Genomic DNA, 13,701 nt, shown 5'->3' with positions numbered 1-13,701 from the left:
GCGACATCCGCTCGCGCCGCGACATCCGCTCGCGCCGCGACATCCGTCGTGACATCCGCCGGAGCCGCGACATCGGCTCGAGCCGCGACATCCGCTCGAGCCGCGACATCCGCACGCGCTCGCTCTCTTCCTCCCTCACTCTCTCTCTCTCTCTTCCTCCCTCTCTCTCTCTCTCTCTCTTCCTCCCTCACTCGTCGAGAGTGCAGTCGCCGCCCTTCCTTTGGGCGAGGAGTGCACTTTCGGCACACATCTACGCCTCATCTGCGCAACCGACCTTCGTCGAGAGTGCAGTCGCCGCCCCGCCCGGGGGCGCCGAGTGCACGCTCGACGAAAGGATCGCGGCGGAGGTTGGGGCTGGGCGACCCGCGTGCCGCGGTGGAAGGATGGAGCGCATGGCATTGCACATCACCGGAGATCCCGCGGCCGACGAGCTGCTCAGCACCGACGCATTCGCCCTGCTCACCGGCATGCTGCTCGACCAACAGGTCGCGATGGAGACCGCGTTCGCGGGACCGCTCAAGATCAAGCAGCGCCTCGGCGCGATCAATCCCGAGGCCGTCGCCGGCGACGATCCCGAGCACTTCGCCGAACTGTTCAAGCAGACCCCGGCCGTGCACCGCTTCCCGGGCTCGATGGCGGGTCGGGTGCAGGCGCTCGCGCAGGCGGTCGTCGACGAATGGGGCGGCGACGCCGCGGCCATCTGGCAGCAGGGCGACCCCGACGGCGCCGAGGTGCTGAAGCGCCTCAAGGCCCTGCCGGGGTTCGGCGAGCAGAAGGCGAAGATCTTCCTGGCGCTGCTCGGCAAGCAGCTCGGTGTCGCGGCGGCGGGCTGGCGCGAGGCGGCCGGCTCCTACGGCGAAGACGGCAGTCACCGCTCGGTCGCCGACATCGTCGACCCCGAGTCGCTCGCCAGGGTGCGCGCCACGAAGCAGGCGGCGAAGGCCGCGGCCAAGTCCGCCAAGTCCTGACGCGCTCGAAGCGACGCCGTCAGCCGACGAGGAACTCCGCGATCGCGAGCGCCATCGAGTGCGGCTCGAACGCGTGGTTGTCTGCGGGCACGACGCGTGACTGCGCGTTCGGCATCGATGCGACGACGGATGCCGCTGCCGAGGTCATGATCGGCAAGGTCTGCTCACCCACCATCACGAGCGTCGGCGCCGTGATGCCGCGCCACAGTTCGGCGCGCGGCGCCGACTGCGTCCAGGCGAGCGACTCGGCGTCGGCCTCGAGGCTGGGGGCGACGTCGAGCATCGTCGTCCAGGCGGGACTCTGCTTCGCGCCCTCGAGCCACTCGGGCGGCATGTCGGCCATGTAGGTCTCGAGGGTGCCGGCGCGGTCACCCGCCGCGATGCGCTCGCGCAACTCCGCGAGGAACACGGCGCCCTCGTTGCCGCCCTCCGGGTCGAGCGGCACCTCGAAGAGCGCCAGCTTCGACACGGGCAGGCCTGCGGCCGCCGCCGCGAGCGCGATCGACGCGCCCGACGAGAAGCCGAACATCGCGACCGCGTCGTCGGTGCCGTCGAGCACCACGTCGATCAGCGCCCGCAGGTCGTCGATGGTCTGCGCGAGCGTGATCGGCGCCTCGGCGGGGCTCTCGCCGCGACCGCGCCGGTCGAAGTTGACGACGTCGAAGCCGTGGCTCGCGAGCAGGCCCGCCATCTCGACGGTCGTCGGGTCGAACGCGCGGAACTGCATGGCGGCGGCGATGAGGATCACCGGCGGTCCCGACCCCTGCCGGTCATAGGCGATGCGCGTGCCGTCGGCGGATGTCACGTACTCGGTCATCGGGCTCCCTTGCTCGAGTCCTCGCGGTCAGGCTACGCCGCCCCGCGGCCGTCCTCCACCGCCGATCGAGTAGCGCCCGAGGAAGGAGGACGCGTATCGAGATCACGTGCGTGGTCTCGATACGGCGCTGGCGCGCCTACTCGACCGGCGAACGGCAGCCACGGCAATGTCAGTGGGTGGTGGCATCGTGAGAGGTACAACACCACATATAGGGGTCGAGCGGTTTTCGAGGCCCAAGGGCTCGTGGCGGCGACACGCCGCGACACGCCCGGCGGTACTCCACAGGCGAAGAGATCCAGTTCTTCTCGGGTGTGGATAACTCGGGCGGCTCCCGCGGAAACAGGCCGATCCACGCGACATCCGTTGTTCACAACCGGTGGAGAACCCCGTGGATAACTACACGAATGTAACTACATCATGTTGTGGCAGTCGAGTTCCATGAACACTAGATGTAGTATTAGAAGTCCAGAAACACACAACGGGGGAACGCCCTGAACAGGGCAGAGAACGAGGGGAAAATCATGACGGTCACGGTCTACACCAAGCCTTCTTGCGTGCAGTGCAACGCGACGTATCGCGCCCTCGACAGCAAGGGCATCGAGTACGAAGTGCTCGACCTGTCTGTCGACGAGAACGCCCTCGCGCAGGTCAAAGAGCTCGGGTACCTGCAGGCCCCGGTCGTCATCACCGATGAAGGTCACTGGTCGGGCTTCCGCCCTGACAAGATCGACGAGCTCGCCTCGCGACTCGCCTAGGTCGGGTTTCGAGTCGGCCGTCGGCCTCCTCAACCCGCACTCTCGTGAGGACGCACCATGACGAACCTGGTCTACTTCTCGAGCGTCTCGGGCAATACGCAGCGCTTCATCGAGAAGCTGGGCCGCCCGGCGACCCGCATCCCGCTGTATGCGCGTGAGCAGCAGGTGCACGTTGACGAGCCCTATGTGCTCGTCCTGCCGACCTATGGCGGCGGCGACGGCAAAGGCGCCGTGCCGAAGCAGGTCATCCGCTTCCTGAACGATCCCGAGAATCGCTCGTACATCCGCGGCGTCATCAGCGCCGGCAACACCAACTTCGGTTCGGCCTTCGGCCTCGCCGGCGACATCATCGCCGCGAAATGCCACGTGCCGCACCTCTACCGCTTCGAAGTATTCGGAACCCCAGACGACGTTCGCGCCGTCAACGATGGATTGGACGCATTTTGGTCAACTCAGCAGCAACAGACGGCGTAGCGCTCATGGAGGCTCCGCGCACCGCGATGGACTATCACTCGCTCAACGCGATGCTGAACCTCTACGGCGCGAACGGTGAGATCCAGTTCGAGAAGGACCGCGAGGCGGCTCGCGAGTACTTCCTGCAGCACGTCAACCAGAACACGGTCTTCTTCCACTCGCTGAAGGAGCGGCTCGACTACCTCGTCGAGAAGGAGTACTACGAGCCCGAGGTGCTCGCGCAGTACTCGTTCGACTTCATCCAGAAGCTCAACGACCTCGCGTACTCGAAGAAATTCCGGTTCGAGACGTTCCTCGGCGCGTTCAAGTACTACACGAGCTACACGCTCAAGACGTTCGACGGCAAGCGGTACCTCGAGCGCTTCGAAGACCGCGTCGTGATGACCGCGCTCGGGCTCGCCCAGGGCGACGAGCAGCTCGCGACCGACCTCGTCGAAGAGATCATCGGCGGGCGTTTCCAGCCGGCCACGCCCACGTTCCTCAACACGGGCAAGGCGCAGCGCGGCGAGCTCGTCAGCTGCTTCCTGCTGCGCATCGAAGACAACATGGAGTCGATCTCGCGCGGCATCAACTCGTCGCTGCAGCTGTCGAAGCGCGGCGGCGGCGTCGCCCTGCTGCTCAGCAACATCCGCGAGTCGGGCGCACCGATCAAGCAGATCGAGAACCAGTCGTCGGGCATCATCCCCGTCATGAAGCTGCTCGAAGACAGCTTCAGCTACGCCAACCAGCTCGGCGCACGCCAGGGCGCCGGCGCGGTCTACCTGAGCGCGCACCACCCCGACATCATGCGGTTCCTCGACACCAAGCGCGAGAACGCCGACGAGAAGATCCGCATCAAGACGCTCTCGCTCGGCGTCGTCGTGCCCGACATCACCTTCGAGCTCGCCAAGAACAACGAAGACATGTACCTCTTCTCGCCGTACGACGTCGAGAAGGTGTACGGCAAGCCGTTCGGCGATGTGCCCATCACCGAGAACTACCGCGAGATGGTCGACAACCCGCGCATCAAGAAGACCAAGATCAACGCGCGCGAGTTCTTCCAGACGATCGCCGAGATCCAGTTCGAGAGCGGCTACCCCTACATCGTGTTCGAAGACACGGTGAACAAGGCGAACCCCATCAAGGGCCGCATCAACATGTCGAACCTGTGCAGCGAGATCCTGCAGGTCAACACCCCGACGACGTACAACGAAGACCTCTCGTACGACCAGATCGGTAAAGACATCAGCTGCAACCTCGGTTCGCTGAACATCGCCCTCACGATGGACGGGCCCGACTTCGGCAAGACCGTCGAGACCGCCATCCGCGGCCTCACCTCGGTGTCGAACCAGAGCCACATCTCGTCGGTGCGCTCGATCGAAGACGGCAACGACAAGTCGCACGCCATCGGCCTCGGCCAGATGAACCTGCACGGCTACCTCGCCCGCGAGCGCATCTTCTACGGCAGCGAAGAGGGCATCGACTTCACGAACATCTACTTCTACACGGTGCTGTTCCACGCGCTGCGCGCGTCGAACCGCATCTCGATCGAGCGCGGCGAGACGTTCGAGGGCTTCGCCGATTCGAAGTACGCGAGCGGCGAATTCTTCGAGAAGTACACGGATGCCCCGTGGGTGCCCGCTACCGCGAAGGTCACGCAGCTCTTCGCCGACGCAGGGGTGCACATCCCGACTCAAGAGGATTGGCGCGAGCTCGCGGCATCCGTCAAGGAACACGGCATATACAACCAGAACCTGCAGGCCGTGCCGCCCACCGGGTCGATCTCGTACATCAACAACTCGACGGCGTCGATCCACCCGATCGCGTCGAAGATCGAGATCCGCAAGGAAGGCAAGCTCGGTCGCGTGTACTACCCGGCGGCGTTCATGACGAACGACAACCTCGAGTACTACCAGGACGCCTACGAGATCGGCTACGAGAAGGTCATCGACACCTACGCCGCGGCCACGCAGCACGTCGACCAGGGACTCTCGCTCACGCTCTTCTTCAAGGACACGGCGACGACCCGCGACATCAACCGGGCCCAGATCTACGCGTGGAAGAAGGGGATCAAGACGATCTACTACATCCGCCTGCGGCAGCTGGCGCTCGAGGGCACCGAGCTGGATCTTTGCGTCAGTTGCACGCTGTGATGTGACGGATGCCGGAGGAAGGCCAGCGTTGACTGAGGCTATGGCCACCAAGAATTGGGAACCGTTCATCGGTGCGATCTACGGGTTCCGCACGTACGAGAGCGGTGAGTTCCGGTACGTCGGCCTCACCACAAAGTCGGTGACGATTCGGGAGCGTCAGCACTTCAAGGCGGCCGAGTCAGGCAGGCGGAAGAACCCATTCCACGACTGGCTGAAGAAGCACGGTCGCGATCACGCGATCGCGGTTCCGCTCGCGGTTGTCACGACGAATCTTGACGATCTCGGCGCGGCTGAGCGGGAGTGGATCTCACGGCTCAGGCGGGATGGGCATCGCTTGCTCAACCTCGCGGAAGGTGGAAGAGGATCGAAGGGGCACGTCTGGACCGAGGAGCAGCGGAAGGCGGCTGGCGACCGAGCGCGAGGACGCCCGACCGGCGTTCACCGATTCGGCCCGGACGCTCCCATGTGGGGGCGCACCCATTCCGATGAGCAGAAGGCGAAGTGGTCTGCCATGCGGAAGGGCACCAACGCCGGGCCTGAGAATCCCAACTTCGGCAAGTTCGGTTCTGAGCATCCGAGCTACGGCCACACGATGTCAGCGGAGTCGCGCGCTCGACTATCCGAGTTGCGTCGAGGAGAGTTGAATCCGAACTTCGGCAAAACGGCAAGCGATGAGACTCGGGCGAAGATGTCTGCAGTCCGAAAGGGACGCGCAATGCCTTCGAGCGTGCGAAACGCACACACGAGGCACCATACGAATAAGGGCGTCTTCAAAGAGACGTGCCGGCACTGCATCGACGATCGCAACAACGAAAGAGACAACAAATGACCCTCACAGACCCGGTGAACTCGGCCAGCAACGACCCGGCCCACGGCGGCAAGGTGAAGCTCGTCGATCACGTCAATGCGATCAACTGGAATCGCATCCAGGACGACAAGGATGTCGAGGTCTGGAACCGCCTCGTCAACAACTTCTGGCTGCCCGAGAAGGTGCCGCTGTCGAATGACGTGCAGTCGTGGAACACGCTGACCCCCGAAGAGCAGACGCTGACGATGCGTGTGTTCACCGGCCTCACGTTGCTCGACACGATCCAGGGCACGGTCGGCGCGGTCTCGCTGATCCCCGACTCACTCACTCCGCACGAAGAGGCGGTGTACACGAACATCGCATTCATGGAGTCGGTACACGCCAAGAGCTACTCATCGATCTTCTCGACGCTGTGCTCGACGAAAGAGATCGACGAGGCGTTCCGCTGGTCGGTCGAGAACGAGAACCTTCAGAAGAAGGCCGCGATCGTCATGGAGTATTACCGTGGCGACTCACCGCTGAAGCGCAAGGTCGCCTCGACGCTGCTCGAGTCGTTCCTCTTCTACTCGGGCTTCTACCTGCCCATGTACTGGTCATCGCGAGCGAAGCTCACCAACACCGCCGATCTCATTCGCCTCATCATCCGCGACGAGGCCGTGCACGGGTACTACATCGGCTACAAGTTCCAGAAGGGGCTCGAGTTGGTGTCGCAGGCCGAGCGCGACGACCTGAAGGACTACACGTTCTCGCTGCTCTACGAGCTCTACGATAACGAGGTGCAGTACACGCAAGACCTCTACGACGGCGTCGGCCTCACCGAGGACGTCAAGAAGTTCCTGCACTACAACGCGAACAAGGCCCTCATGAACCTCGGCTACGAGCCGATGTTCCCGAAGACCGTCACCGACGTGAACCCGGCCATCCTCTCGGCGCTCTCACCGAACGCCGACGAGAACCACGACTTCTTCTCGGGGTCGGGGAGCTCGTACGTGATCGGCAAGGCGGTTGTCACTGAGGATGAGGACTGGGACTTCTAGGCCCTTTGACCATGCGAACGAAATATGAGCCGATTGACGTTGCCGACGTCTTTGTGGCGGGCAACTATCCTGCTCATACATACAATCCGCGCAGCGGGACTCTCCTAGAGTCAGAGATCACCTCGTACCTCCGCCAACGAGGTAAGTGCTTGGTTATCTCCGGTCCCAGCAAATCCGGAAAGACGGTACTCGTCGAGCACATGCTGCCTCGGAAATTCGCTGTCTGGATTAGCGGCAATCGGCTGAAGACGATCGAAGACGTCTGGTCTGCAATCGTCGATCAGCTCGACGCCTATACCGAGGTGTCGACAACCGAGTCTGAAGGATCTGAGGTTGGTGTTGAAGCCAGCGTCATGATTGGAATCCCAGACTTCATGCAGGCGAAGCTAGGAGTTCGCCCCGCCTTCGATAAGAGCGCTACTATCAGCGGCCGGCACTTGAGGTCCGCGGCGAGCACGGTGCTCGAGTACCTTGCCCACACTCCAGTCCCGATCGTCCTCGACGACTTTCACTACATTGAGGATGAGGATCTGCGCAAAGAGGTCACGCTGGTTGTGAAGGAACTAATCCTCAAGACGCATGTGGTGCTGATCGCAGTGCCGCACGTCGCGTTCGATCCAGTGCGTGACAGTCCTGATATGAACGGTCGTGTCTGGGGCGTAAAGGTCGAGCCCTGGGAAGTGGGCGAACTGGCCGAGATCGCGACCGACGGGTTCCGAGTGCTAAACCTCTTGGACGATGGCGGCAAGCTCGGAGGAAAGCTGGCCGAGGCGAGCCTCGGTGCACCATTCATCATGCAGCAACTCTGTCAGGATCTCGTGTGGGCCAATGGAACATACAAATCCAGGGAATCCACACAGCCGCTTTCGGCGCCCGGTTCGTGGCCGACATTCTTTCGGACTGTCGCTGACCGCCATATTCCTGGAATATTTGAGAAGCTCCGGCAAGGCCCGCCTACTCGCGGACAGGAGCGAGTGAGCCGACTCTTGAAGGATGGCCGGAAGACCGATAGCTACGGCGCGATTCTGCTCGGTATCAAGGCGCTAAGTCCCAAGCTTGAGTATCACTACTCGGTTCTAGCGAATGAGCTTGAGAATTACTTCATCGATGTGCCGAAGAACCAGCCGCTCACCAGTGCGCTCGGCCATATGGCCGAGATTGCACGCAAGGGACGGGGGACAAGCGACGCTGCATTTGCGTACAAGGACGATCGCGTCAACGTCGCAGACCCGTTTCTCGCGTTCTACCTACAGCACGGGAGTTGGATCCTTCCGGGGCTCGACGCCTGACGTTTGCGCATGCGTAGGTATCCGTAAACGGGTTACTGGCCTTGGCGGGCACTGCAGAAGGACACGCCCAACTTCCAAGCCGAATTCGGTCAGGGTGTTGCGGGTGGCGCGCTGCAGGCGCGCAGGTTCTCCGACCTTCCGATTCTTGACCTAGGTCGCAACGGCAGGACATTCGATCCGCGGTCGAGCCTCGCTTGCGCGATCTCGTTACCAACAGGTCCCGGCGAGATCTCGCTTCGCGTAGTCGCGCTCGTACGCCTCAACTGACGCGCAGAACCCGTCGGCGATGCCGGCTGCGATCGCAGACTCCATGTCCGCACCGGGCGGCAACTCGGTCCATACTCCTGGCGCGAGCGCGACCGCCTCGGTGTGCGAGCCCATTTCGTACCAGTTCCTGACTTGATCCGGCAGCTCCGAGACTTGAACGACAAAGGGGTAACCCTCGGGGAGATTCCCGGCCGGACCTGACGGTTGCGGCGCGTCTGGTGCATCTGCTGCGATCGCCTGAGGGGCGAGTTCCTTCACGTCGCTTTCGAGGGTGTCGATCTCGGATTCCAGCTCGGTGATTTGCCGTTCGGCGTCATCAAGCTTCGACGCGCTTTCGTCCAGGGCGGCATCCGTCTCAGAAAGTTCTTGCGAGGGGCCGGCGCTACCGATTGCCGCGCCAGCCATACCTCCGGCGATCCCGCCGACAAGCAGAGCGGCCGTGGCAACAAGTAGCGTCGTGTGCCTCCTCGGGCTCGACGGCTTCTCGTTCGCGCTGGTCTCGGGGCTGATCGTCATCACAGTGCGACCCGCTCGAGTAGGTCTGGTGCGCTGCTCGCTCGGTATTCATCAGCGGCGGGTTCGACGGTGTACTCGACGATCTCGACGTCGTGCGCCTTGAGAGCGTCGAGCACCTCGGCTGGCGTGACGCGGAAGTACTCACGGCGGAGGTTGATCTTGTTCACGCGCTGCTCTGCGAACGCCGCGTGAAGCATGTTCTCGACGCCGACGGCGTCATCGGCGAAGAACAGGGCGTGGACATCGAACCTGAATGGTACGGAGGCGTCGCCGAGCTCATTGACGCGGTCCATCGGTTCGAGCCGTCGGGTCATCCCGATCTTGACCATGTTCTCGCCGAACGCGCCGATATTCGAGATCACGTAAACGTAGCCCGCACGGATGTTGGCGGCCCGATAGTCGACGTCCTCGATCGCGCGGTCGACATCGGCGAGCTTCTGCCGCATTCTGTCGGCACCCTCAACATCCCCGCTCGCCTCGAGGGCCGCCAGCACGCTCTGGTAGTGGTTCCTCTCCTTCTCAAGTCGTTCATGTTCGCGCGCGAGTTCCTGCTCGGCTTTGCGCTGTTCGCGCAGCTCGGCCCGACGTTCGCGCTCGAGCTCCTTCTCCCGCTGCACTGCCTGTAGATGTTTTGCGGCGAGGGCGAGTTCTTTCATCCGGAGCTGTTGATAGTACGGCGTGATCTTCAGATCAATCATCGAGCCCTGGCGCTCGATCTGCTCGGCCACCTTCGCGAGACGTTGCTGCGCTGCGGCGAGGTTGCCGGCACGCATGGTCTTGACGCAGTTCTCTGCCTCGGCGTTGTAAGCGCGCAACAGGATCTTGCTCATGTCGTTGACGAACTTGCGGCCCTTTGCAGCGGAGTTGTTGAACGTGAAGTTCTGGCTGGCAGTCGAAGCTCGCTTGTCCCTGATGGCCGCCTTGATCTGCCCTCGCAGCACTTCCAGATCACCTGCCAGATCAGCGGATGACTCGGCCGGGTGTTCGTAGTCGAATACCCCGAGCTCCTGGAGGCTGACGGCTTCCCGAAGGTTCACGACTTCCAGCTTGTGTTGCTCGATTTCGGTACGCAGGGACTGATTCGTCGCACTGAGCTTGTCATGCTCTCGGGCCAGGTCCCCGATGGCCCGATCCCATTGCTCCCGAAGTGAAGCGTGCTCCGCGTCCGCGGCCGTCCGAGCGCCAGCGATCTCCATCTCGACTCGCGCGCGATACTCGTCGATCTCTCCGTACTGCTTGAGCCCGTGCTTCGCAACGAGCGCCTCGAGCTCTTCCACTCGACCTCGTGCCTCGCGTTTCGACATCCGCGCGGTGGACCGTTCGGTCCTTGCCGCTGGCACCGTGGTTACGGCGGCAGGATGAACTTCGCTGACGTGCGCAGTCCACTGCTGACCATCCCACCAGCGAAGGGTGTTCGGCGAAGCAGTGTCTGGGTACCAGCCCGCGGGAGCCGTGCCGGTCATTGAGCGCCTCGAGCAGATCGCGCGATATTGGACATTGGTTCGGGTCGCATGAGACCTCCACGATGTAGGGACCGAACTTGAAACGCTAGCCCGGTAGGCCCTCTACGCGAGACCCCCCGATCGGGTGAGCTTCGATTCGGCGACCTTCTGCGGGTGGAAAGCCCGCAGATGACGACTGCGCAAGCATAAGTTCTGTTGAAGAACATCAATATAAGTTATTCTGAGAATGGATAGATCAACTTATGTGGGGTGAGCGGATGGATCGGGTGACGGCTGACCGGGCGATCGACCTGCTCATCGCATCAGGCGTCGATGTCGACGTGCAGGGCGCCTCCCGAGTCGACCTCCTCCGAGACGGACGGCGATCGGTGGAGATGAAAGTCCGACAAACGCCTGCAACACCGTCGCAGATCGCCCGCGACCTCCGTCAAACGGAGGGCGGACAGCTGCTTTACGTAGTGCCTCGCATGACTCCCACATTGAGAAGCGCGGCTGCGGAGCGGGATCTCGCCGTCGTCGCCGTCGATGACGGCGTCGCGCTGATCGACGGTCAAGAGTTCCGGCCGTCGGCGGCGGTCGCAACCACACCGACCCTGCCGAAGTCCTCCCGTCGCACTCCGTGGGGGAGGTTCGCGGTCATGCGGGCGCTCTGCCGCACCCGCGAACCAAGAACGCAAGCGCAACTGGCAGACGAGGTCGGCATCACTCAGGCTGCCGTGTCGCAGTCCGTGTCGAAGCTCAACGATCTCGTGGCGAGAGGATCCTCCGGATGGTCGGTCGTGAATGTGCGACCGCTCGCAGCGAGGTTTCTGGCGGACTACCCCGGCGCAGGCGGCATCGGGGTCAACTGGTTCGCCCTTGACCCGGTGAATGCCCAAGCGGAGACGGCGCTGAATGCGGGCCTCGCGGAGAACGCGATCCTGTCTGGCGACGTCGGCGCCGACCGGATCGCTCCGTGGCGCGTTCCCGCGAAAGCGATCATCTACGCAGCGGCGGGACTCGACCTGGCCAAGGCGGGCTTCGCGCACACCACAGCTGAACGGGCGACCCTCGAGCTACGGGTGCCGGCAGACCCAACCCTGTGGCCGACCGCCAACGCGTATGCCGGTGGGCAACGCCCATCGACGGCCGACCCGTTGATCGTGGCGCACGACATCTTGCGCACGGGTGGTTCCGACGCCGACGAAGCGGTCGAACACGTGGTGAAGCAACTTGCTCGCGAATGGGGTGCTCGGTGATTCGTCGTTCGGCAATCACGGTGTCGACGTCGAATGCTGACGACGCCGCATACCGTGCAGTCCACGATGTCGCAATTGCGACCGAGGACATCGATGATGCTCGCATTGTGGGCGGCCAGATGGTCGGGCTCCTGCTCGCCGCATTCCCGACAGCGGCCGCGATCATCCGCAGGACCGCCGACGCTGATGCAGCCCTCTCCACCCAAGTGGCCGCGTCGGGGGCTCTCCATTCCGCATTCACCCGTTTCGGATATGAGCCGAAGCGCGGGAACCGGTACGAGTCCGAAGACGGCCGGGCGATCGACGTCCTCGTGCCGAGCGACACCCGATTTCGTCAGGTCGAGCTGGGAGGGCGCGGATTCGATGCCGTGCCCGGCTTGCGCGTGGTCTTGGCGGGCCATCCGATCCTCATCGACCTCGATGTGACGCTCACGGATGGCACCCGGCTGCAGTTCGCGATCAAGGTACCGACCGTCGAACATGCCCTCATCCTGAAAGCGCTGAGCTACAGCTCGCGCCACGCGCCCAAAGACCTCGTCGACATTCATAACCTCCTGCAGGTTGCCCATCTGCGTGGCGCAGACGAGATCGGTGGGTGGCGGATCGACAAGCCCGAACTGCCGGGGTCGCGAGGCGACGCGCAGCGCGAGCTGTATCAGCTCGCAGCCACAGCACATCGGAATCCGATGCTGAACGCATCCGGCGTCCGACCGGAGGTGATCGTCGCGTTGATCCGGGCGAAGGTCGGGCAACCGCGCACGTGACCCCAATGTTGGCTACGACATCGCCAAGTCGGCGGCCGCGACCACCGGTCGCGTTGCTGGGTCTCCGACGCAGCCTGCGTCAGAGCCCCCAGTAGTGGGCGGTAGCCGAGTCGCCCGGGATGCTGGCGACGACTTTGACGGTGATGAAAGAGTAGGGCCCCGGCCCGACCGGGCAGGTCACCGGGATGCTCGTCGAGCCCGATGGGCCGGCGCCCGAGACGAGCTGCGTGAAGCCGCTCGTCGCCTTGTAGTCGCCGTCGGTGAGGGCGTAGTAGACGTCGACGGTGTTGCCCTGGCGGGCCTGCCAGCTGAAGCTCATCGAGACGACCTGGCCCGTCGGGTTCGCGCCGCAGTCTCCGCGCTCGCCCGGCTCCATCCCGATGACCCCCGGGGGCTCGACCCCGGGGTCGCTGTAGGCAGGAGGGTCTTCGTCGGCCGGCTCGTCCCAGGTCGAGGCATCCTCTTCCGCTTCGGCCTCGGCGCGCTCCTTCGCAGCGGCGTCGGCCGCCGCCTTGCCGGCCTTCTGCGCGGCGACGACGGCGTCTGCGGCGGTCTTCACCCGGGTGAGTGCTGCCGTGACGTCGTCGGTGGTGGCGAGTTCGGCGACGGCCTTGGTGAGCGCGTCTCGGGATGCGCCGGCGAGCGAACTCGCCGTGATGAGCGCCTCGGCCTGTGCTTGGGCGCTGGCGGCGAGGCCCTCCAGGGCGTCGGTGACGCCGGTGACGGCTGCCGATACCTCGTCGAGTTCTCCGTCCGCGATGGCGAACGCGAGTTTTACGCGTGCGGATTCGAACGTCGCCGCGGCGTCGGGACTCACCGTGGCGGCGAGTGAGCCGGTCAACCCGTCGAATCCTGCATTGAGTCGGGCCGCGTCGCCTTTCGCATCGGCGAGCGCTTCCGCGGCCTCCGCCGCGGCTTGCCGCTCGGCGGCCGCCGCTCTCTCGAGGGACAGCTGCCGGTTGTGCTCGTCGACGGCGACCGCGGCGACCGGGATCGAGATGGCGCCGACGACGATGACCGCGCCGGCGGCGATGGCCGCGACCCTCGCCCACATGGGGAACGCCCTGAACTGACGAACGAACTTCACGGTGGGCGTCCTCCTCGATGAATCCTGACCCCGGCGTCAAGCATGCCACCCGTCTGACGCCGGCCATGACACGGCAGGGGGGCCGT

At 63.9% G+C, this 13,701-nt stretch carries 13 protein-coding genes; 9 read left to right on the top strand and 4 right to left on the bottom strand.

Annotation, left to right across the window (positions count from 1 at the left end):
- Window positions 1-392: 392 nt before the first annotated feature.
- Window positions 393-968, top strand: coding sequence for an HhH-GPD-type base excision DNA repair protein (locus LQ757_RS13005; protein ID WP_231047675.1), 576 nt, complete (start codon window positions 393-395; stop codon window positions 966-968).
- A 19-nt stretch (window positions 969-987) separates the two neighbouring features.
- On the opposite strand, the gene LQ757_RS13000 is transcribed toward LQ757_RS13005, so the two are convergent.
- A complete protein-coding gene (locus LQ757_RS13000) occupies window positions 988-1,785 on the bottom strand; it encodes an alpha/beta fold hydrolase (RefSeq protein WP_231047674.1) in 798 nt (265 codons plus the stop codon).
- Between the two features lie 521 nt (window positions 1,786-2,306).
- Here LQ757_RS13000 and nrdH point away from each other — a divergent pair.
- The 6 genes from nrdH (at window position 2,307) to LQ757_RS12970 (ending at window position 8,280) form a co-directional block, all read left to right on the top strand.
- Window positions 2,307-2,540 (top strand): glutaredoxin-like protein NrdH, encoded by a 234-nt coding sequence (gene nrdH / locus LQ757_RS12995; protein WP_026481845.1) that lies wholly within the window; start codon window positions 2,307-2,309, stop codon window positions 2,538-2,540.
- A gap of 57 nt (window positions 2,541-2,597) precedes the next feature.
- The gene (nrdI, locus tag LQ757_RS12990) at window positions 2,598-3,014 is read left to right on the top strand and encodes a class Ib ribonucleoside-diphosphate reductase assembly flavoprotein NrdI (protein ID WP_231047673.1); all 417 of its coding nucleotides are present in this window, start codon (window positions 2,598-2,600) and stop codon (window positions 3,012-3,014) included.
- Between the two features lie 5 nt (window positions 3,015-3,019).
- A complete protein-coding gene (nrdE, locus tag LQ757_RS12985; RefSeq protein ID WP_231047672.1) occupies window positions 3,020-5,146 on the top strand; it encodes a class 1b ribonucleoside-diphosphate reductase subunit alpha in 2,127 nt (708 codons plus the stop codon).
- A 40-nt stretch (window positions 5,147-5,186) separates the two neighbouring features.
- Window positions 5,187-5,975 (top strand): NUMOD3 domain-containing DNA-binding protein, encoded by a 789-nt coding sequence (locus LQ757_RS12980; protein ID WP_231047671.1) that lies wholly within the window; start codon window positions 5,187-5,189, stop codon window positions 5,973-5,975.
- Window positions 5,972-6,991 carry a class 1b ribonucleoside-diphosphate reductase subunit beta gene (gene nrdF, locus LQ757_RS12975; RefSeq protein ID WP_231047670.1) on the top strand — a complete coding sequence of 340 codons (1,020 nt, stop codon included), beginning with the start codon at window positions 5,972-5,974 and terminating at the stop codon, window positions 6,989-6,991. The genes LQ757_RS12980 and nrdF overlap by 4 nt, the downstream gene beginning before the upstream one ends.
- Window positions 6,992-7,140: 149 nt before the next feature.
- Complete coding sequence (locus tag LQ757_RS12970) at window positions 7,141-8,280, top strand: hypothetical protein (protein ID WP_231047669.1); 1,140 nt, start codon at window positions 7,141-7,143, stop codon at window positions 8,278-8,280.
- A 207-nt stretch (window positions 8,281-8,487) separates the two neighbouring features.
- Here the strand turns inward: LQ757_RS12970 and LQ757_RS12965 are convergent, their stop codons facing one another.
- Together LQ757_RS12965 and LQ757_RS12960 are read right to left on the bottom strand one after the other, a co-directional pair.
- On the bottom strand, window positions 8,488-9,066 hold the full coding sequence (locus LQ757_RS12965; RefSeq protein ID WP_231047668.1) for a hypothetical protein: 579 nt from the start codon (window positions 9,064-9,066) through the stop codon (window positions 8,488-8,490).
- Entirely contained in the window at window positions 9,063-10,526 is a 1,464-nt protein-coding gene (locus LQ757_RS12960; RefSeq protein ID WP_231047667.1) for an SNIPE associated domain-containing protein, read from the bottom strand. Before LQ757_RS12960 ends, LQ757_RS12965 begins: the two co-directional genes overlap by 4 nt.
- A 257-nt stretch (window positions 10,527-10,783) precedes the next feature.
- Here LQ757_RS12960 and LQ757_RS12955 point away from each other — a divergent pair, with 257 nt between their 5' ends.
- Together LQ757_RS12955 and LQ757_RS12950 are read left to right on the top strand one after the other, a co-directional pair.
- Window positions 10,784-11,764 (top strand): ArsR family transcriptional regulator, encoded by a 981-nt coding sequence (locus LQ757_RS12955; protein ID WP_231047666.1) that lies wholly within the window; start codon window positions 10,784-10,786, stop codon window positions 11,762-11,764.
- Entirely contained in the window at window positions 11,761-12,528 is a 768-nt protein-coding gene (locus LQ757_RS12950; protein ID WP_231047665.1) for a hypothetical protein, read from the top strand. The genes LQ757_RS12955 and LQ757_RS12950 overlap by 4 nt, the downstream gene beginning before the upstream one ends.
- 79 nt (window positions 12,529-12,607) lie before the next feature.
- Here the strand turns inward: LQ757_RS12950 and LQ757_RS12945 are convergent, their stop codons facing one another.
- Window positions 12,608-13,615 (bottom strand): hypothetical protein, encoded by a 1,008-nt coding sequence (locus LQ757_RS12945; protein WP_231047664.1) that lies wholly within the window; start codon window positions 13,613-13,615, stop codon window positions 12,608-12,610.
- Window positions 13,616-13,701 lie beyond the last annotated feature (86 nt).

This window comes from Agromyces cavernae (assembly GCF_021044935.1).
GTDB classification, from domain to species: Bacteria; Actinomycetota; Actinomycetes; order Actinomycetales; family Microbacteriaceae; genus Agromyces; species Agromyces cavernae.
The sequence above is the reverse complement of the archived record's forward strand: the minus strand, read 5'-3'. Positions and strand labels throughout refer to the sequence as shown.

Excerpts from the sequence above, each read along its gene's own strand:
- nrdI (WP_231047673.1), top strand. The coding sequence starts at position 2,598 with ATGACGAACCTGGTCTACTTCTCGAGCGTCTCGGGCAATACGCAGCGC.
- LQ757_RS13005 (WP_231047675.1), top strand. The coding sequence starts at position 393 with ATGGCATTGCACATCACCGGAGATCCCGCGGCCGACGAGCTGCTCAGC.
- nrdF (WP_231047670.1), top strand. The coding sequence starts at position 5,972 with ATGACCCTCACAGACCCGGTGAACTCGGCCAGCAACGACCCGGCCCAC.
- nrdH (WP_026481845.1), top strand. The coding sequence starts at position 2,307 with ATGACGGTCACGGTCTACACCAAGCCTTCTTGCGTGCAGTGCAACGCG.
- LQ757_RS12960 (WP_231047667.1), bottom strand. The coding sequence starts at position 10,526 with ATGACCGGCACGGCTCCCGCGGGCTGGTACCCAGACACTGCTTCGCCG.
- LQ757_RS13000 (WP_231047674.1), bottom strand. The coding sequence starts at position 1,785 with ATGACCGAGTACGTGACATCCGCCGACGGCACGCGCATCGCCTATGAC.
- nrdE (WP_231047672.1), top strand. The coding sequence starts at position 3,020 with ATGGAGGCTCCGCGCACCGCGATGGACTATCACTCGCTCAACGCGATG.
- LQ757_RS12955 (WP_231047666.1), top strand. The coding sequence starts at position 10,784 with ATGGATCGGGTGACGGCTGACCGGGCGATCGACCTGCTCATCGCATCA.
- LQ757_RS12980 (WP_231047671.1), top strand. The coding sequence starts at position 5,187 with ATGGCCACCAAGAATTGGGAACCGTTCATCGGTGCGATCTACGGGTTC.